The organism is Providencia sp. PROV261 (genome assembly GCF_028477945.1).
Classification (GTDB): domain Bacteria; phylum Pseudomonadota; class Gammaproteobacteria; order Enterobacterales; family Enterobacteriaceae; genus Providencia; species Providencia stuartii.
This window is the reverse complement of the sequence record NZ_JAMPMC010000006.1, coordinates 323873-344615: the sequence shown is the minus strand read 5'-3', so window position 1 is coordinate 344615 and position 20743 is coordinate 323873. Positions and strand designations below refer to the sequence as shown.

Here is a 20743-nt window from a genome sequence, read left to right as displayed (position 1 = left end):
CGGCAATGGCTCTCCCTATTTATTGTTCACTGATATCTTTTAGTTCTAGAACTCTTTTACACCCATCTTGATTACCGTTATCGCACGACTTGCTATACCAAATTTTAGCAGTTGATTTGCTCTGTCTAACTCCTAATCCTTTATCATACATTTGTGCTAGATTGAATTGAGCCAACTCATTGTCTTGTTCTGCACCTTTCTGGTACCACTGTAGCGCCTGCTGGTAATCCTGTTCAACACCATTTCCATACTGGTACAACACGCCAAGATTATTCTGAGCTGCACTATTATTTTGTTCGGCAGATTTCAAATACCACCGTAACGCTTGCTGGTAATCCTGCTCAACTCCTTCTCCAAGATAGAACATCACCCCCAAGTTGCTTTGAGCGCTAGAATTTCCTTGTTGGGCCGATTTCAGGTACCATAGCCGCGCTTGCTGATCATCTTGCTCCCCACCCCAACCATGACTAAACATCACACCAAGCTTATATTGAGCATCTGCATTGTTCTGTTTTGCTGCTTTCTCATACCACTGTCTAGCCTTCTGATAATCCTGTATAACTCCTTCTCCATATTGATACATAGTACCTAATCTGTATTGAGCAGTTGCATTTCCCTGTTCGATTTTTATACATAAATCATGATCTGGTACTTCACAACTTGCGGCACTAACGACTACTGGAAGCATTCCCAAAAAAAGGAGAAAAATCGTTTTTTTCATCTAATCCTTATTCCCTAATCAGCACGTGAGGTAGGTATCGCTATGTTATATAAAGATATTAAAATCTAACGAATTTTAGTTCAGAGCATAAAAGCAATAATTCAATATGGAATTAATAAGTGTTATTGCTTATCTGGCTTTATCATCGAGAAAATAGCGAATGAAAAACATGCCTGAAAAAGTGGCGATATCATTAAAGTAAGTTTGACTTAAGGTAAAATAATAGCATAAACAAACAGTGACTGATTTTCCAACTATTAAAACTCTTTATACCGATTATATTCCCCCCAAAAGTCGAACACTTGAGTTTAACTAAAGGGGGGATTGACTGTAACTATTGACCTGTTGTCGGGATGTGGCGGAGTAGTTTTTCTAGTGGTTCGACAATTGCAATGACAACTTCATCTTGCAAACCTGAGCTTTTTTCTAACTGCTGCAAAATAGCTGCTTTACGGCTCTCGGCTAACGGCTCACCTGTCGTATAATGCTTAATCAGTTCTAAACCAATCACCGTCAATTGTTCCACATTTTCGGTAACAGGCGTTAACCTAACTAAGTTAGCATTCTGTTTAATAAGACGCTGGACTTGTGGAATATTATCTTGCCAACGTTTTAATCTCTGCTCTAACCATTGTGCTGCCGCTGTATCATTCGGTTTAGCGATTAATGCGTCAATATGCTGGCGGAAGGCTCTTGCTTGCATACTTTCGGCCGGTAAAGCATCGACAAATCGGTTAAGAGGTTCATATTGATGATATTGGTTTTCTCTCCACTTAAGATGATGGCGAGTATAGTAATGTGCAGGCTCTACAGACTCAGAGAGGATCATCAAAGGCTCAATTTCAACGCCATTTGCTAAACGTGTAAATTCACGGGCCGTTTGTGCATGCTGCTGTAAACCCACCGAAATGGTTGACCAAGCATCTGTTGCGTTTAGGCGACGATACATGTCATTCTCATTATTGACATCTTTTGCAGACCATAGGCGCTCGGATACGGCAAAAGCACGTGGCCATAGCTTAGTATCAATGATGGGAGCGCGAATATTTTCAGCCCATAACGCAATTTCCCCGCCGAGAATATTGGTCATTTTATTATTGTCGGGCGTGGTTGGCGCAATTCCTTCGGGAATGGCTGTTAAGTGGGTTCCTGTCGTTGGATAGCGAGCATTACCTATTATGGTATAACCGCTTAATTTATCATCCGTTAAAGTAACAACAGGACGAGTTTCTCCCATCCAAGTGTCCACTGAGAAACTGACTTGTTTAGGCGAAAACCACTCAATCTTATTAATTTCTCGACGTGATTTACCTGCAAAATCAATAAATCCACGCCATCCATTTGACCCCTTTATTAATGTAAAACTGCCTTTTACGGGGCTACCTTTTAACCTTTCGATTTCAAATTGCCAACTTTGTGATTGTTCACCCTGTTTAACATTTGTCTCTACAGTAAGTGGCTGAGGTAGTATCTCATTTCGATAATGGTATGCCGCACTTTGAGATTGGTCGAGATAGAAACCGGTTGAAAGTAAACCTTTAAATCCTTCTTGAGCGCTATCGCCTAAAGAATCTTGTCCTTGCCACGACTGAATAACAATATTTTTTGATAGTGAAGGGTGTTGAATTTCATCCCAGCCGACCATTTTACGGTTATGTTTTGTGAGGATTTGTTCAAGCCGTTGATTGAAATAAGCCTGTAGTGCATGGGTATCTTTCAGGTTGTTTTTTTGCATAAACTCCTGAATAGATGGATTGTTTTTCCATTGGGTTGGGTCAACCTCATCTCCGCCAATATGGATATATTCATCTGGGAAGATAGTGGTCAACTCGTTAATTAAGCTATCTGTAAATTGGTACACATTTTCTTGGGTTGGATTAAGTAGAGGCTGATGCACTCCCCAGTGACGTTCCATTTGGTAAGGGCCAGGTGCGCTCATAAGCTCAGGGTAGGCAACAGCAATAGCTGAGGCATGACCAGGGAAATCAATTTCAGGCACCACCCGAATTCCTCTTTCTTTGGCATAGGCGACAACTTGGCGCATTTGATCTTGAGTATAGTATTGGCCATCACTGGCTAGCTGTTGTAACTTAGGGTAGCTAAGTGACTCAAAACGCCAACCTTGGTCATCGGTTAGGTGCCAATGAAAAACGTTTAACTTAGCGGCTGCCATACCATCAATTTGGCGCAAGATATCATTGATTGGTAAAAAATGTCGTGAAGAATCAAGCATCACACCGCGCCAAGCAAAACGCGGACTGTCTTTAATTGTAAGCAGTGGGATAAACGTATTTTCCCCATCTGTTTGTATCAATTGTAATAATGTTTCCATCGCTAGCATTGCACCAAATCGGGTTGCCGCTTTGATCGTGGCGCCATGGTTATCTGTTGTGATTTGATAACTTTCGTCCATTTGTAGAGATGGCAATTCAGGTACTTTTTTCTCGATAAAAACTTTTATCGGGGCTTGAGTGTTGTTTGCTTGGTGTGGTGTTAATTGCCAGCCTGTTTGGGTCTCTATTCTTTCACGCCAACGACGGGTTGCATCACCTAAATCATCGCCTTCTACATAAATATCTAGCGTATTATTTAATACCCATTTTCCATCGGCATTTTTTACTTCAACTTGCTGTGGCCAAGGCATGAGCGGTAATTCAGATAATGATTGTGCTCCGCTTGGTAATGAGTAAATAAGTGAGGATATGACGATAGCAGACGTAAGTTTGTTAATCATAGAGATCCCTTATTATTCGTAATAGTGAATGCCATTTTGAGCATAAATCAATCTATGAAGTCCAACACGGTTATCGTATTAAATGATACGGGTCACATTATTTTTTATTGCGAATTAAGTGTGAGTGATGTTGATTTATTTAATTTATTGATTTTGTGATTGTTTTTAAATGTGGCTATTAGAAGGGAAAAGAGGGGGTGATGATGTTTAGTAGAATATTCAAGTGCGGGAAGGCAATGCGCGATCCCGCAAAAATTAAATCGATTAAGCTTTTTTGGCGGCTTCAAACATACCTTGAGCTAGGTAGTCTTGGGCTGTTTGTACACCTGGCAATACAAAATAGTAGCCACCCCCAAAAGGTTTAATATAGCGTTCAAGTGGCTCACCATTAAGCCGTTTTTGAGTATCAATAAAACCTGTTTTAAGATTTTTTTGGTATGAAACGAAGATAAGCCCCATATCAAGTAACCCATTAGGGGTTAAACCAAGTGAGTAGCTGTAGCTACGGCGCCTTAGTTTTGCGGTATAACGCTCAGGGTTACGAGGTTCGGCACGGCGCATGTGGGAGTCGAATAATACGCGGTCCCCATGAGGATCTTTGTCAAATTGAGGGTCATCATGTTCTTGCTTCATACCGATAGGTGCCCCTGTATCTTTATGGCGACCGAAATCATTTTCTTGGTCTTCAAGCGGGGTTCTATCCCAAAATTCAAGATTAAAACGGATGAGTCGTACTGCTTGATAGGTGCCGCCAGTACACCAACTAGGCTCTTTTCCTCCTTCGGTAACCCAAATAAGTTCATTCATTAATTGGTTATCATTGGCAGGGGCATTGCCTGTGCCATCTTTAAACCCAAATAAATTGATTGGCGTTGATTGGCTGTCAATATCACGAGAAGGTAAGAAACCATCTATTTTCCACAGTGGGAACATAAAAGGGGATGTATGCCTTAAAATATCGCGTAACGCATAAATGACGCTTTCTTGACTATTCGCACAAATTTGTAATGTGATATCACCGCCACACCACTTTTGCTCTAGCCTATCATTTGGAAAACTGGTCATTTCAACAAGATAGCGAGGTTTGATTTTATCTAACCCAAATCGTGTATCAAATAAGCTCTGACCCAGAGAAACCGTGACAGTTAAAGCATCTGGCTGAATGTGAGTTCCTAAAATCCCTGATTCAGCCGGCGGCATACGGTCATTAGGGGTTTTAGGTGCTGTTTGTACTTGCGTTAGATACGCAATTCTTTTTGTCAGTATTTCGAATAGCTTCTGTAGTTTATCGAGTGATTCAACGGTGACATTAAATGCAATAAATGAGGCATTTTTCTGTTCAGGCGTTAAAACACCCGCTTGGTGTAAGCCTTCAAAAGGGATCGTCTTATCATAGGACGACAAACAGGCATTTTGGCGCGTGTTAGTCGCAAATGTAGGAGCCGCTGCAATAAAACTACCAACAGCTAATGTTTTTAATGCATTGCGCCGAGATAAGCTGACAGTTGTAGAATCGTTTTGTAATTTAGCCTTCATGGCTTGTTACCTCAATATTTATAATATACATCAACACTGAGCTGATATCTGAGCTGTGCGAGGTCTTCAGCTTGCTGCGTTAATACGGAATAAAGTGCCATCATGTCTTTTTTGCTCAACTGGTTATAAGGTTGGTAAATCCCCGAGGGCAATTGATAAGGCTTCATGATCTCATTGGCCTTTTGATAATTATTTTGGATACGTTGGAGCACGTTGGGAGCGATAAAAGGGGTCAGCACTTTAATAACGTGTTGTGAGCCTTGCAGGTTTGCTGCTATATCGCTCAAATCAGATTGGCTATAGATATTCTCTTTGCCAGCCAATTTAGTTTCAAGGATCATCTCAATAAAATCGGCTGACGCTTGCACTAATTTAGGTATCTCAACACGTTCAGTCGCTACGCGTTTTTGAAGATCCCGGGCTTTTAGCAGTAGCTCATCGGTTGCAGCGAGTGCCGCTTTACTGTCTTTACGGTCAAATAATTGATATTCAATAAGATGGAAACCAGTGAAACGGTAATCTTTTTCTTTATCAAGAAAGTAGTCAGCCCTAGCATTAATGGTTCTGTCAGTATTACCAAACAATATAATAATTGGGCGAACAGATTCGTAATATTGATGTGCCTGAATATAGGCTTGTTCAGCGGTTTTGAGGTCGCCTTTTTTTAAACTTTTGTTCAAGGTTTCCAGTTGAGAAACCATTTTGCCTAATTGTTCCGTTGTATAACTTAAATAATTTGTAATGGCGGAATGATATTTCTCAGGGGTGGGAATATCACCTTTAGCGATAATTATGTCATCCCCTGTTTGTACAGGGGATCTTAATGCTTTTGCTGATACAGTAGTGGGTATTGCTATGACTAAAACCATACCGCATAGAAACATAGACTTTAGTGTTTTAGCATTACGCATGTTTTTTACTCCGAGAAAACAGCGCGATAACGACTATCCAATAAATGACAAATGTAATCACACTTAGCCAAATTGGTTGTGAGCGGTAAGCGAAGAACGAAGAGATAAAATTACCTACAATATTTGAATCATCTAATAGTGCTGTCGTATCCCATGCTGGGTAAATTAAAAACTCAGGAATAGCATAATCATATTCAATTAATAAGTTTGCGCTCTCTTCAACCCCTTTGAGTAGTAGCGATAAAGCAAGAAAGAGTAAGACCACGCCGGTGATTTTAAAGAACAGCTTCCATGAAATAAAACGGTTAGTAAGCAAGAAGGCATATAATGTTAGGCCTGCAATTAATACGCCACCTGCGACTTCTAAAGCAAATCCTGAAGCATTTTCTGCATTTAATGACATGATAAAGCTAGATAGGAAAACAACGATCTCACTACCTTCTCGAGCAATAGCAATAGCGATGATGAGTGCTGCTCCCCACCAATTATGGCGTTCTGCATTTCGGCTAATACCGGATTCAATTTCGGATTTTAAGGAACGACCATGCTTATTCATCCAATAGACCATTTGGACGATTAATATACACGCAAGGAATTCCATAAAGATCATAAACAGGGATTGCCCTGTATCATCAAGAATATTAAATACGCCATAAATGAGTAATGCTAACAAAATGGAAATGAGAAGACCGAGGGCAACCCCAGTCCATAAAAAACGCATTCCATTTCGTGCATCTGGGTGGTGTTTGATCCACGCATAGATAATGCCGATAACGAGTAGCGCTTCAAAGCTTTCACGCCATACAACAAACAGAACTTGCCCCATAAATTATCCTACTACTTCGCTATGATCTCACCTTTTGGGTGAGACAGGTGAAAATCATCAAAAAAGGTGTAACTTCCTGGTTTTAGAGGTGCAATGACGACAACAGAGCTAGCCCCCGGAGCGAGCACTTTTTCTTTGCGTAATTGGGTGCTTTCAAACTCTGCAGGTTCAGTGCCTGTATTGGTGATTTTGATCCGAATAATAGTTTTTGCAGGAACCTCGAGGACTCGTGGGATCAAGTCACCATTTTTCATTTCGAGTTCGACGGTAAATTTTTCTGCTGCGAAAACCGTATTCGGTATTAGCACTGAAAAAAGAAGCAGAGTAAGGCTTAGTAGTGTTCTCATCTTCATTTAGCTCAACAAAAGTGACCTTTAATAAAAGTAAAAGGGCTATTCGCAGCAATTAAGCAGCGGCTAGCCCTTAAACCCTATACACTCGCGATATTCAAGTTTAAATAACAGCGATATTAGTGATGCTGATGCGCACAGTTCATAAAGGTTTGTATGATCCTTGTGATACATTCATTTCACTTAGCTGCATCCCGAATGATTTAGAGTATTGATTCGTAGGTTAGTAGCTGCCTTTACGGCCGACGCCCGCATAGTCAAACTCCCATGAAACTTCGAAAGGTTTGAACCAAGGAGCAACGCCTGTTTCTTTATCGATATGACGACCAAAGGCAACTTGTTTGTTGTAGGATGGTGGATAAATTTTGTAGGTTACCTTGTATTTACCATTACCATCTAACTTGATGTTTTCGCCATAGTGAGGCCCATCACTTGCGACCATTGGCATGAAAGTACCCGTTTGGGTTTGGGGTTTGTCACCAAGTTTAGTTACTGTGTATTCGATGCTGAGATATGGGATCCAATCACCTTCAGCAAAACCATTCGGATTATCTTCAACCGCATGAATATCTGCTTCTAAATGGATATCTGCTTTATCGGCTGGAAGGTGGGACATTGCATGTTGTCCTTCTTCGGTATCCATTGTGATAGGCTGTAGATAAACACCTTGGATTTCCATTCCATTTTTAATGACGGGCTGGCCTAAAGGGTATTCTTGAGCAAAAGCAGCCACAGAGAATAGAGCTAAACCCGAAACAGCAGCTTGATAAGCGAGTTTCATCATTTTGTCCTTACCATTATTTTATTATAGGAAGCGCAATGATAATCATTATTATTACTGCTATTCAAGTTAAAGTTTAAGCTGAAAATTTCATTTAACGCCAAATACATGAAAAGTTTTAAAAAAATAATTACAGTAAGAAAGTTATTATTCTTTAAAAAATATCTTGTTATATCGAATATAATCAGCTTATTGATTTTATGTCACGATGAATTGAACAGAGTTTGTTTATTATCACCCCACGAATATATAAAGGTGTAAAGTATGCAAAAACGTTATCTTGATTGTACGGCTTCTGAAATACTGCATATGAATAAAAAGGCATTATTAGAAGCGATTAAAGGAAGTGAAGGGCGCCTAGTGGTTTCTGAGACTATTGGCACTATTCAACCTGTTTTAATGAATGTGACAAATGCTGAACTTGCAGCGAGTCAAGGTGCTGACATTTTACTATTAAACATTTTTGATGTGGATAATCCCGTTGTCCAAGGGCTTCCTGATAATACACCTCAAACAGAGATCATCCGCACGTTAAAACGCCTTACTGGCCGAGCTATCGGCGTGAATCTAGAGCCTGTTCCCGCAGGTTTTAATAATCCTCATCAAGATGCGCAGTGGAAAATATCTGAAGGGCGATTAGCTACGGTAAAAAATGCCATCAAATTAAAAGAGATGGGAGTGGATATTATTGTATTAACGGGAAATCCAGGCAATGGCGTCACCAATCATGAAATTAATTTAAGCCTAAAAGAGCTTAAAGCGGCTGTGGGTGAAAATATTATCTTGGTCACGGGCAAAATGCATGCTGCGGGGGTGTTAAATGAATCTGCTGAGCAGTTAATTACCGAGACAGATATTCGTAGTTTTATTGATAGCGGTGCAGATGTGATTTTATTACCAGCCCCTGGAACGGTGCCGGGGATCTCAGCCGAATTTGTGCAAAAAATGGTGGCTTATTGTCATTCACAAGGGGTATTAACGATGACGGCAATTGGGACATCGCAAGAAGGGGCGGATATACAAACCATTCGCCAAATTGCGCTGATGTGCAAAATGGCAGGAACAGATCTGCATCATATCGGCGATTCGGGCTATAACGGTATTGCATTACCAGAGAATATTTTAAATTATGGCATTGTGATCCGAGGTGTTCGGCATACTTATTCACGTATTGCTCGTTCAATAAATCGTTAGTGTTTTTTAAGCCGAGAGTTGATAGGGAATAGCTTTCGGCTTTGTGGTTTATATTCGTTTCATTAGGTAGACCAAATGAGGAAAGTGCGACAGCTAAGGTGATTATTTATTAACGGTATCGGTATCTGTATTGGTATAGCTAATATTGTTTACAGTTTCTGGATAAAGCCAACTCATAAATAAAGTCAATCCAATAAATATCGGGATAACTGAAGCTAATAACAAACCTAAAGCCCATGAAAATGGTAGGTTTATGGACAAAAATGTCCATAATATAAAGGAAAGACCTAAAATTATGATTGAGATAATAATGGCCTCTATATTTTCCACCCTTCTCTTTGATGGTGCAAATTCAAAGGTTTTTGGGTTTACATCGAGTTTAGTAAATACACTTTGATTGATTTTTATATCAGGAGTTCTCGCAAGTCCTTTAAGGACCGCCTTGAGCATCCACTTCCTTTTTTCTATTGGAGAGAAAAGTGAATAGTTAAGCCAGTTTTCGAGGGGTAATTTATATTCTTTACGCTCATTTGAGGCATTTTTATATTGAAAAACAAGATAGTCAGGCCGATTTCTACCGCTTGTTTTAATATGCACAATATACTCAGAGCAAATAGTTTCCCAGAGTATTTCAATGTTCCCGTTTGGATATAGGGTATTAATAATACGAAATCCGTCGTTATCTACAGAAAAATAACCAACAGTTTTACTTAATCGTTTTAGTAGAGCATAAAATGAAACTAATAGTATGGCCTCAATAGTAATAAAAAGTAACTTTCCCAAGATAACTTCCCATAAAATGAGAGAAGTAAATGCATATAGCAATGCAAAAAATAGCCATAAAAAATAAATAACTGCTTGATTACCATGGCCAATTACGGATTCTATAGGGCGTTTTAGTTCATTTGGTAATGGGTAAATTATCGTTTCGAAGATAACATAAGGGTTATTGTTGTTACTGATACTATTGTCGTTACTCATGCTACCCATACTGAAAGTATTGCTGTTGTAGCTATGGTTATTTCTACGTCTGTTGCTTTTCTTATTCTTGCTCTTATTTTTCTTCATATTTTAACGAACAGTATTTAGCATCAACCCTTTTGAATGGAATCGAAGAGGGTAACATAAGTCAAATTTGATAGCTAATAAATAACGATGTATTAATAATGTCTATTTTATAGCGGTAAAATCCTTAAGAGGTAAATGGCTTAATCTAATCAATGTTCATAGCTAAAAATTTGTACAATTTTTACTATACTTCAGGTAAAATCCAGCCCATTTTTTAAAACAATAAAAGAAGTGAGTTATGTCGCAAAATACTAATCCGGTGCCAAAAATTGGTTTTGTTTCACTTGGCTGCCCAAAAAATCTTGTCGATTCAGAACGTATCTTGACTGAACTACGCACAGATGGCTATCAAGTTGTACCAAGTTATGATGATGCTGATTTGGTCATTGTGAATACTTGTGGCTTTATTGATAGTGCCGTTCAAGAGTCTCTTGAAGCGATTGGTGAAGCATTAAATGAAAATGGCAAAGTGATTGTGACAGGGTGTCTTGGGGCTAAAGAAAACCAAATCCGCGAAGTACACCCAAAAGTACTCGAAATTACAGGCCCTCATAGTTATGAGCAAGTACTCAATCATGTTCATCATTATGTGCCAAAACCAGAACATGATCCTTTTTTGAGCTTAGTTCCTGAGCAAGGTGTTAAATTAACGCCAAAACATTATGCCTATTTGAAGATATCGGAAGGTTGTAATCACCGTTGTACATTCTGCATTATTCCATCCATGCGTGGTGACTTAGATAGTCGCGCCATTGGGGATGTACTAAATGAAGCAAAACGCTTAGTTGAATCAGGTGTTAAAGAGCTACTGGTGATCTCACAAGATACTTCCGCTTATGGTGTTGATGTCAAACATCGTACAGGCTTTTGGGAAGGTAAACCCGTTAAAACCAGTATGGTTGGCTTATGTGAGCAATTAGCGTCACTTGGTGTGTGGGTTCGCTTACATTATGTCTACCCATACCCACATGTTGATGAGGTAATCCCATTGATGGCGGAAGGGAAAGTTCTTCCTTATTTGGATATTCCATTGCAACATGCTAGCCCAAAAATTCTAAAACTCATGAAACGCCCAGGTGCGGTCGAAAGAACACTTGAGCGTATTAAACGCTGGCGTGAAATTTGCCCTGAATTAACTTTACGCTCTACTTTTATTGTGGGCTTCCCAGGGGAAACGGAAGAAGATTTCCAAATGTTACTCGACTTCTTACAAGAAGCGCGCCTTGATCGCGTTGGCTGCTTTAAATATAGTCCAGTTGAAGGCGCGAAAGCGAACGAACTAGCCGATCAGGTTCCTGAAGAAGTTAAAGAGGAGCGCTATCATCGTTTTATGCAGTTGCAACAACAAATTTCAACAGAAAGGTTGCAAGAAAAAATTGGGCGCAAATTGCCTGTTATCATTGATGAAGTCGATGATGAAGGTGCAATTGGTCGTAGTATGGCGGATGCCCCAGAAATTGATGGTATGGTTTATTTAAATGGTGAATTTGACGTGAAGCCAGGTGACATTGTTAATGTGCTGATTGAGCATGCTGATGAGTATGATCTCTGGGGTTCAATTGTCTCTGAATAACCACCAAGTGAAAAGATAATAGACAAAAGCCTGCTCAATAATTGAACGAGCAGGCTTTTTTTAGCCGCATTATTAGTATCTAATTTCGATATAATCAATGTTATTGTCCTAGATCAAAGGATAAAAAACTATTCATGTATTATTTGATTTGTGATATTAAAATTTCATGAAAAATTGACATAATTTGAGAATGACTTACGGATGTATAAGGATGGCTATGTCTATTGATTTATCATCTCCAGTAATTTCTCCCAAATCAAAAGAAGTGGCGAAGGCGATTTCTTCAGAGTTGTTAATTCATTTTGCCAGTCTTGCTATCGAAAACGGATTGGCTCCTATCAATGATATGACTATCGATGCTTCACTTATTGAGCCTAATGGAAAAACGTTGTGGTTAAGTGAGATGCTGACAGCACCATTGGCTATTACCAACGTATTATCAAATTGTACAACTCAGGAAGCGTTATTTAGCTTATTTACTCATCCTGTTAAGTTACAGGGAACCTTTTATTATCTCGCCCCTATTTATTGTGAAAATAGGGCATTAATTGCCATCGTTGCGTTTGCTTCTCAAACGGTTGACAGCACTATTCTACTTGCCTTAGCAAACGCTGTTGGTCGTGAAATCAGTGAGAAAATAAAGCGTCACTTATGTTTGCAAGAGTTGGTTTTTGAAAAGCATCAACCTACAGAGCGCCGAGAGCTGAGTATTCAGGAAGTCGAAAAAGCGGCAATTATCGAAGCGGCAAGGCTTTGTGGTGGAAAGGTCCAAGAGATGCATCAAGTCTTGAATATGGGGAGAACAACGCTTTGGCGAAAACTAAAGCAATACGACATTAATATTAAGGAATATAAGTAACTAACTCAAAGCGGCCTCATTATGCATGAAAAACAATGAGCAAAAAATGGTTGTAATTGATGGTTATCATCAAGAGATATAAAAGCCTTTCGAGTCGTTACACAAACCGCCGTATATTTTTACGGCGGCCTATGTTGAATCTATCAGAAATTGTCAGTGGTGGTAGTTGAAGCTCACCGTTTCACCATTTATGACGCCACTATTAATGAGCGAGTCTCAATAGATAATTGTAATTTTGTTTGTTCAGCTATTTGGTGAATGTTGTCGCCAAGATCCGTTAATATCGGTAACCCCATTTTTGCCGCAATAATACAGGTATGGGAATAAGGGGAACCATTTGCCAGAGCAACACCCACTACGTTTGTGTTTCTGTAGCGAAGTAGTTCAGAGGGGCCTAAGTTACCACTTAAAATAATCGTAGGCTCGGTGAAAGCACATGATGGCTGTGCGACAGATGATATTGACATAAGTAACTGATTTTTTAAGTCTTCAATATCAATAAATCGAGCTTGTAAATACTCATCGTCTAGTTGCTGATACTGTTTTGACATATTGTTGAATATGTTGGAAATCGCGTCATAGGCAGTATTGCATTCATTTTCGATGCTTTGTGTGATTGATTCTACAAGTTCATCATCTTCTAATAATAAGCGATGTCCTCGAAAAATATTGGCAATCTCTTCACCATATTGTTCGTTCAGTGTATTAGCGAGAGAATCTAAGTGCGTTTTTAACTGTTCAATTGCTTTGGTGGCCCTACGGGTTTCGTTTTCACTTGTTTGATAAGACGAAATGCAAAGTTCAGTGTTTGGAGCGTGGTGATGAGCTAACCCTGCTACGGTTGGTACATAGGCCGTTTTCCCTACAAAGGTTTTGCTGTCCGTTGTTGCGATGTTATCTCCAAAATTGTGTTGGGCAAGCTGATTAAAAGCATCGATGGCATTTTGGCTATCTACTCCTTCTGCAACCAATGTAATTTTGTCACCTTGACGCACTTGTAATAACGCAATTTGGTTCATGCTTTTCGCATCCGCGCGTTTTTCACCATGACGTAATTCTAGTGTGGCTGTAAAACCAGAAAGCAACGTCGCTAATTTTGCCGCTGGGCGGATATGTAGGCCCGAAGGATTTTTGACCACCCATTGGGTTGTTAATGCCTGCTCTGAAAAATGAGTATGTTTGTCTTTTTCATTCTCAGTGGTAGTGACGGTGTCATTTAGCTGTTGCTGTTTTGCCTGTAAAGCTTGTTGAGCTTCATTTAATATTTCATCAATTGAAGCTCCACCCGATGCGGCGGCCGTAATCGCTATGGCGCCTTCCACTAAAGGGGCGCTACATAAATGAACCTTTTCTGCCAAATCTGGATCGATGAGATCAAGTGCCGTTTCTGCACTGAGTAGTGCACTGCCTAAGTCCATTAATAAAATGATATGCTCGGCATCGGATAAACTTTCGATTGCCTCCATCACTTTCACCGCATCTGTGCCGATAGGGTGAGTTTCATCATCAACACCTGCCGCGGTGATGATGTGACACTTTTGTTTGTTTTGCATTTGCGCTGCAAGTTGATGCAACCCATCAGCGAGCAATTTACTATGAGAAACAATAATGAGACCAATCATATCCTTCTCCTTTACCAAAGTGTGGCGTTCAATCGTATCGTTTGATAATAGGGAATTTTACGGCAAAAAGAGAGCGCCTCGGCTGTTATTGAGCAATAAAAGTGCAAAATATTAGCGGAAGCGCAAATAAACCAGCCAATGCTCGTGGATGTTTGCTGTGTGGCAAGGATCGAGACTTAAAAACGTTTGCTCCCTTTTCCTGAAATTTTCATGGTGTCAGCTTACTGATACAAAAATTAAAGAAAAATGAAGTAACGGCATTATTATTGACTAATCATTGATACTTGGATGTCAGTTTTGAACCGTTTTTTTTAGATTAAGAGCATTTTTAGAGAATAGGATTTAACGGAGAGTAACTTAAATTTAAAAGAAAAGTTGAGTGCACCTAGGCGGTTATTTATATGAAAGAGGGAGATAAGTGAAATAACTTAAAACTAATATGCGAAATTATTTCACGGTGAAAATAATAATTCACTTAAGTAACATTAACGATATCGGCGAAGGAGGCTGACACACTGCAAGTTTACATGTGGCAGCCCAGAACATTAACTAATCTAGCCATGAAAATGGCCTATAGCAATTAAAACTGTAAAAACCTTAATATTCAAAATAAAAATATATTAATGGTTAAATTTTTTAATTAATTAAAGCTAAATAGCTAAATTAATATTATCGACAATGTGCATTGATAATCAATGATGTCATAAATTTCTAGAGTAAGTATTTATATATTCATACTCTTGTATTAATTGCGGTAACGATTTTATGCCGAGTTTTGTATAAATATTTGAGCGATGAACTTCAACCGTTCTTGGCGAAAGTGCTAATTTTTCAGCAGTTTCCTTACTCGTGTTACCTTCTAGGATCATATCCATGATCTCTTTTTCTCGATTGGAAAGACGATCAAATTTATCTGCTAATTTATTGTATTTCTTGAGCTCAGAATGCTCATTAGCAAACAATTCCATAGCATGGCTGACAGCATGCGCGATATCCGAATCTTTAAATGGAAATGAAAAGAAATCAAATGCGCCGGATTTGAAACTTTCACGGCAAAGCTCTACAGATGGCTTTTCTGATAGGATAATAAAAGGGATGATACCTAATGAACCATTGATATTATTCAATCTGCCAATATGATTATTTTCACTGTTTAGGAATATTAATACACACTCTTTTGCTCCTTCTTCTTGAGGGTACGTATAATTACTTGTAAATAAATCTTCATCATTATAGAACTTAAAATTGAAACCAAAAGATTCCATCATTAGTTTCAGTTTATTCTTAATGACATTATCATTTTCTATGATTACGTGAATGGTGTTATTCATCACCATACTCCTGTTACACTGATTTGATATTCATATAAAATTTGAAAAATACGTTGAGCCAGATTGCTACGTAAGCTAATGGTAATATTTTCTTGCTAATTTTTTAGATTTATTATTAATGTATTTACGGACCTTTAACGACCTTAATTTATATTATATTTCGCGACTAGGTAAATTTAATATAAAAGTAGGGTTAATGGTTAACGTTTGTGTCATTAAGTAAAAAATAATAAATATCTTACTATATGGTAAGTAAAAACACGTATACTTTGTTTATCTCACTATATATTTTAGATATGTTATAAAATTTTTTTATGTAATGGAATGATAATATCGTAAAATAGTAGTCATAAAAAGCTCTAATACTAGATTTAGTATAGTTTCATTTGTAATAATCACAAATATATTTAATCACTCCTGTAGGTGATTTTTATCCTTATCATGTTAGAATTTTCATTCGTTATTATATGGCTGAGTGAAAACACGTAATGGCTTCTTTAAAAGATGTGGCTCGACTTGCTAATGTTTCATTGATGACAGTCTCAAGAGCCATCAATAACCCTGAGCTTCTGAAACCTGATACCCTAAAACAGGTGCAGCAAGCCATTCAAACACTTAACTATGTTCCTGATTTTTCCGCTCGAAAAATTCGTGGGAAGGGGTCGAAAATATCCACGGTTGGTGTACTTGCGCTTGATACGGCTACAACACCTTACTCAGTTGAAATTATTCTTTCAATAGAACAGACCGCAAGGCAGTTTGGTTGGAGTAGTTTTGTGGTCAATATCACATCAAATGATGATAATGAGCGTGCTGTACGACAATTATTGTCGCAGCGGCCGGATGGTATCATTTATACAACAATGGGGCTAAGAGAAGTATCGATACCAGAAGGGCTACATACTTATCCTCTTGTATTGGCAAACTGTATTGACCCACAGCAGAATTTTCCTGCCTATATCCCTGATGATTACCACGGGCAGTATCATGCAATGTGCAAACTGATTGAAAAAGGTTATCGACGCCCTTTGTGTTTGTATATTCCAAAAGAAACATTAGCGGGACAGACCCGTAGAGAAGCGGTTGAATCTTCATGGAAGTCGGCTGGATTACCACAAGAGGCATTAAAACAATATCACTTAGCGCTTGGTGATGAACATTATCTGGATGTGATCGACCTTATTAATAGGCATTGTGAAAGTGGTAAACCTGATTTTGATGTTGTGGTATGTGGTAATGATCGTATCGCTTTTTTAGCGTATCAGGTTTTGCTGAGCAAAGGGCTGCGTATACCTAAAGATGTTGCCGTATTGGGGTATGACAATATGATTGCGGTTGGGGAGCTGTTTTATCCACCATTGAGTACGGTTGTGCTGCCTCACTATCAGTTAGGGCAGGAGGCAGCATTACATATTATTGAACAACGAAAAATTGAAGGTACACAGTATGTTTCTTGTGACCTTCTGGAGCGCTCATCAATTTAATGAAAGGATCACGGTTTATTCGCGATCCTTAAAAAGTGGTTATTCGACCGCTTTATGCAGTGGCCATAATGTCGCCTTTATTAATTTGGCTTTCTGGTTTATGGCAAATAAAGTTAAAGCTCGCTCCCCTTCTTGCGGATAAATTCGGCTGGTAAAACACATTTCCCCCTCATTGATAAAAACTTCAATGCTAGATTTATCAATAAAAGCACGTATTTTGAGATACTGGGTTTGTGGTAACGGCGCACAGCGATAATCACTAATAACATATTCTGGATAGTGGCGGGTGAGCATTAAGGTTTGTGTCTGCCCATCAATGAAGAATTGAGCACCATTACCAATCCAAAAACCGAATTTTTCAGCCGGGCTGTTCTGTAAATCCCAAATTAATTCAATTTCACAGGCTTTGGCATCATCATACATTTTAATCACACTATTTTTTTCTAACACACAAGGTGTGATCTCAATAGCTTCTTGCCGTAACGATGCCAGTTCTTTAATTGGGTTTACCTGTATTTTACCTTGGTTGTTCAAGGTTAGCTCTCTTGGGATGGTAAAGCAGCCTGACCAACCGTGAGGTTTTGATGGCATATGGCTTTCCCACATATCCATCCAAGCAATCGCTATACGCCGTCCATCTTTAGATAAGAAAGTTTGCGGCGCATAAAAGTCATGACCAAAATCGATTTCGGTAAAATGGTGAGTTATTTCATAAGGCTGTTGCGGGGACCAATGACCCACAAGATAGCCATTTTGGAAACGGTTTCGATACTGATGACCCGATGGTTTTTTGCCTTGAGGGGAAAATAATGTGACAAACTGTTCGCCTAAAGGGAAAAAATCAGGGCATTCCCACATATAAACATTTTTATCTTCTGTTTTAGCCAAAACTTGGTATTCACTAGGCCAATTAAGTAGATCCTCTGTGCTAAAGAGGAGAATTTGCCCCTGATTTAAATGGTCTCTTGCACCAACGACCATCCACCAACGGGAATCTTGATACCAAACTTTTGGGTCACGGAAGTGCATATAACCTTCAGGTGGAGGAATAAGGACACCTTTTTTCTCAAAATGTATGCCATCTTCACTCACTGCAAGGCACTGCGCTTGATAGATCTCGCTGTCATCCCCTTCATCGGATAACCAAATATGACCGGTGTAAAATAAGTATAGTTTTCCATGATGACTGACCGCAGAGCCTGAAAAACAACCGTCGCGATCATAGTCATTACCCGGTGCGAGGGCGATAGGTTGATGTGACCAGTGGAGCATATCTTGACTCGTAGCATGCCCCCAATGCATTGGTCCCCAATCTGAACTGTAGGGATGATGTTGGTAAAAAGCATGGTATAGACCATTATGATAAACAAGCCCATTTGGATCATTTAACCAACCCGCATAAGAGGCAAGATGATATTCAGGATAAAATTGCTTGTTTAGAGATTGTCTCGCTGTTTCAAGCGCTATCGATGCTTGTTCAATACGTTGTTTCATCATAGCTCCTTTACGTGTACCGATTGTTTATCAGTGCTTATTGTTAAAAAGATTAGGTAATGCACATTGATCCATAAATAGGATGAGGCGATATAACACGTGCGTTAATATTGTCTTTTATTTATACTCTAAGCTTTAAATGTTAACGTTAACAATCTGGGTTTTCCAGTACTAATTTGTGTTAATGTAAGAATTGTATGTCGAGTCATTCAATCTTCGAATGGGGTGAATATGAAAGTTTGGTCTTTAGGTGATGCGGTCGTTGATTTAATTCCTTTGCACAGTATGCAATATGAAGCCTGTGCTGGTGGGGCTCCTGTGAATGTCGCTGCTGGTGTTGCAAAATTAGGGATACCAAGTGGTTTTATTGGGCGCGTAGGCGAAGATGCTTTTGGTCATTTTATGCAAAAGACGTTATTTGATATCGGTGTTGATACTAGCGCGATGGAATTTGATGAGCGGTATCGCACGAGTACGGTGTTAGTGTCTTTACATGAAAACGGTGAACGTGAGTTTTCCTTTTTAGTTTCACCTTCGGCAGATCAATTTCTCAGTAACAAAAATTTACCGCGTTTTGAAAAAGATATACTGCATTTTTGTTCGTTAGCGCTTGTTCATCCAGTTTGCCGCGCATCATTAAATGAAGCAATTGATAAAATTCAGCAAGCGGGGGGATTACTCAGTTTTGATATTAATATTCGACCTCAAATGTGGTCGGATCCTATTGAAATGCATACCAAGGTCGATGAATTTGCTTATCGGGCGGACATACTGAAACTCTCGGAAGATGAGTTATTGTGGCTTGTTGAGGAGGTGACATTGGATAGGGCAATAGAGAAACTCAAGAATTATCCTGCCCGTTTGAAAGTTGTCACTCAGGGAGCGAAGGGCTGCTTGGTATTAACCCATACTCATCAAATCGGCATTAGCGCATATCGTGTCGAAAGTGTTGATACGACGGGGGCTGGTGATGCTTTTATGGCTGGATTGCTTGCGGCTATCGCCCAATTTGGAGTGAGTGATAATGATGACGATTTAATGAAAGTCATTACACAAGCAACAGCTTGTGGTGCATTAGCGACAACACGTAAAGGGGCAATCAGTACAGCGCCATCCCAGCAAGAGCTAACGGCATTTATTCACCAGCAACCACCATTACATATTCGCGAACGTTGAGAAGGGCTTTACGGATGTGAATAGTGATGTTAATTAATTCAAATTGATAAATAAAAGTGTATGATATTTATAGTGAAATTTTATTTAAGAAAACATCAATTTTGGGTTAATTATGTTACTGAGATCAGGGGTAGCATTGGCTATCTTTTCTTATATTTTATGGGGGATCACACCGCTTTTTTACCGTTTGTTGCCCGGCGCTGAACCTTTAGAGCTACTTGCCCAACGTGTAATTTGGTCGCTCCCCTTTTTATTAGCCATTCGCTTACGGATTAAAAATAAAACGCTTTGGCAACAAGTATGGGCAGATAAACGCTCAATTATTTTATGTTTGTTTAGTTCATCTATTATGGCGATATCATGGGGGGCATTCACTTATGCATTAACCCATGGGCAAGTACTTGCTGCCAGCCTAGGTTATTTTATTAATCCACTGTTTTCTATTTTACTTGGGGTCGTATTTTTACATGAACGGCTAGTTTTAGCCGAGAAAATGGCGGTATTGCTGATTTTTTCCGGTGTCTGTTTCCAAATCTGGCAGTATGGTGAATTGCCTCTACTTGCCCTTGTGATGGGAAGTGCTTTTGCCGTCTATGGTTTGATCCGCAAATTTATTCGTTTTGATGTTATCACTTCGCTTTTTGTTGAGGCGATGTGGCTATTGCCTGTCGCCATTGGGATCACATGGTGGCTATCCGCTAATGGCACGAGTGCTGTCGAGGCGGGGGATTGGCAAATCAAGCTGCTGTATATGCTTGCGGCTCCGGTGACAATTATTCCATTACTGTTTTTCACTGCGGCGATAAAACGCACAACATTAACCGTAATAGGGCTTGCCCAATATATTGAACCAACGATCCAATTCTTATTAGCTGTATTCTTATTTAATGAACTATTTGATTGGGTGAAAGGGGTTAGTTTCTCATTGATTTGGTTAGGATTACTGTGCTGTATTATTGCCTTGCTGCATAAGCGCTACAACGAATATCACAAACGTGTCCCTTATGTAACAGGTCGTGATAAGCGTTAGAAATGCTAAGCGAATATTGCGATAAATGAAGTGAAATACGATCTCTTATGGTT

At 39.2% G+C, this 20743-nt stretch carries 16 protein-coding genes and 1 pseudogene; 6 read left to right on the top strand and 11 right to left on the bottom strand.

Features of this window, described 5'->3' with window-relative positions; all coding sequences use genetic code 11:
• Positions 1 to 19 precede the first annotated feature (19 nt).
• From PR675_RS05700 to PR675_RS05670, 7 genes are all read right to left on the bottom strand, one after another.
• On the bottom strand, positions 20 to 721 hold the full coding sequence (locus PR675_RS05700; RefSeq protein ID WP_060560814.1) for a tetratricopeptide repeat protein: 702 nt from the start codon (positions 719 to 721) through the stop codon (positions 20 to 22).
• 334 nt (positions 722 to 1055) lie between these two features.
• On the bottom strand, positions 1056 to 3455 hold the full coding sequence (locus PR675_RS05695; RefSeq protein WP_272582699.1) for a beta-N-acetylhexosaminidase: 2400 nt from the start codon (positions 3453 to 3455) through the stop codon (positions 1056 to 1058).
• A gap of 264 nt (positions 3456 to 3719) precedes the next feature.
• Positions 3720 to 4991, bottom strand: a complete 1272-nt coding sequence (gene efeB / locus PR675_RS05690; RefSeq protein WP_060560815.1) for an iron uptake transporter deferrochelatase/peroxidase subunit — start codon at positions 4989 to 4991, stop codon at positions 3720 to 3722.
• Positions 4992 to 5002: 11 nt separating this feature from the next.
• Positions 5003 to 5902, bottom strand: coding sequence for an EfeM/EfeO family lipoprotein (locus PR675_RS05685; RefSeq protein ID WP_036941362.1), 900 nt, complete (start codon positions 5900 to 5902; stop codon positions 5003 to 5005).
• Positions 5895 to 6728 (bottom strand): FTR1 family iron permease, encoded by an 834-nt coding sequence (locus PR675_RS05680; RefSeq protein ID WP_004922715.1) that lies wholly within the window; start codon positions 6726 to 6728, stop codon positions 5895 to 5897. The genes PR675_RS05685 and PR675_RS05680 overlap by 8 nt, the downstream gene beginning before the upstream one ends.
• A gap of 11 nt (positions 6729 to 6739) precedes the next feature.
• Positions 6740 to 7075, bottom strand: coding sequence for a cupredoxin domain-containing protein (locus tag PR675_RS05675; protein ID WP_014656601.1), 336 nt, complete (start codon positions 7073 to 7075; stop codon positions 6740 to 6742).
• Between the two features lie 226 nt (positions 7076 to 7301).
• Entirely contained in the window at positions 7302 to 7859 is a 558-nt protein-coding gene (locus PR675_RS05670; protein ID WP_014656600.1) for an iron transporter, read from the bottom strand.
• A 264-nt stretch (positions 7860 to 8123) separates the two neighbouring features.
• Here PR675_RS05670 and PR675_RS05665 point away from each other — a divergent pair, with 264 nt between their 5' ends.
• The gene (locus PR675_RS05665) at positions 8124 to 9053 is read left to right on the top strand and encodes a DUF7916 family protein (protein ID WP_004922707.1); all 930 of its coding nucleotides are present in this window, start codon (positions 8124 to 8126) and stop codon (positions 9051 to 9053) included.
• 102 nt (positions 9054 to 9155) lie between these two features.
• Here the strand turns inward: PR675_RS05665 and PR675_RS05660 are convergent, their stop codons facing one another.
• Positions 9156 to 10034: a hypothetical protein gene (locus PR675_RS05660; protein WP_239686443.1), complete on the bottom strand. Its 879-nt coding sequence runs from the start codon at positions 10032 to 10034 to the stop codon at positions 9156 to 9158.
• 325 nt (positions 10035 to 10359) lie between these two features.
• Between PR675_RS05660 and rimO the strand changes: the two genes are divergently transcribed.
• On the top strand, positions 10360 to 11694 hold the full coding sequence (gene rimO, locus PR675_RS05655; protein ID WP_004922699.1) for a 30S ribosomal protein S12 methylthiotransferase RimO: 1335 nt from the start codon (positions 10360 to 10362) through the stop codon (positions 11692 to 11694).
• 721 nt (positions 11695 to 12415) lie between these two features.
• A pseudogene (locus PR675_RS05650) lies at positions 12416 to 12553 on the top strand (helix-turn-helix domain-containing protein); the annotation flags it as partial.
• A 188-nt stretch (positions 12554 to 12741) separates the two neighbouring features.
• Here the strand turns inward: PR675_RS05650 and dhaM are convergent.
• Positions 12742 to 14175: a dihydroxyacetone kinase phosphoryl donor subunit DhaM gene (gene dhaM / locus PR675_RS05645; RefSeq protein ID WP_042116772.1), complete on the bottom strand. Its 1434-nt coding sequence runs from the start codon at positions 14173 to 14175 to the stop codon at positions 12742 to 12744.
• A 701-nt stretch (positions 14176 to 14876) separates the two neighbouring features.
• Positions 14877 to 15506: a response regulator transcription factor gene (locus tag PR675_RS05640; RefSeq protein WP_014656595.1), complete on the bottom strand. Its 630-nt coding sequence runs from the start codon at positions 15504 to 15506 to the stop codon at positions 14877 to 14879.
• 488 nt (positions 15507 to 15994) lie between these two features.
• On the opposite strand from PR675_RS05640, the gene PR675_RS05635 reads away from it, so the two are divergent.
• On the top strand, positions 15995 to 16990 hold the full coding sequence (locus tag PR675_RS05635; protein WP_036941349.1) for a LacI family DNA-binding transcriptional regulator: 996 nt from the start codon (positions 15995 to 15997) through the stop codon (positions 16988 to 16990).
• Between the two features lie 39 nt (positions 16991 to 17029).
• Here PR675_RS05635 and PR675_RS05630 read toward each other — a convergent pair whose 3' ends face one another.
• Entirely contained in the window at positions 17030 to 18484 is a 1455-nt protein-coding gene (locus tag PR675_RS05630; RefSeq protein WP_040132356.1) for a glycoside hydrolase family 32 protein, read from the bottom strand.
• A 231-nt stretch (positions 18485 to 18715) separates the two neighbouring features.
• On the opposite strand from PR675_RS05630, the gene PR675_RS05625 reads away from it, so the two are divergent.
• Both PR675_RS05625 and rarD read left to right on the top strand, forming a co-directional pair.
• On the top strand, positions 18716 to 19660 hold the full coding sequence (locus PR675_RS05625) for an aminoimidazole riboside kinase (RefSeq protein WP_060560817.1): 945 nt from the start codon (positions 18716 to 18718) through the stop codon (positions 19658 to 19660).
• Between the two features lie 112 nt (positions 19661 to 19772).
• Entirely contained in the window at positions 19773 to 20690 is a 918-nt protein-coding gene (gene rarD, locus PR675_RS05620) for an EamA family transporter RarD (RefSeq protein ID WP_060560818.1), read from the top strand.
• Positions 20691 to 20743: the final 53 nt, after the last annotated feature.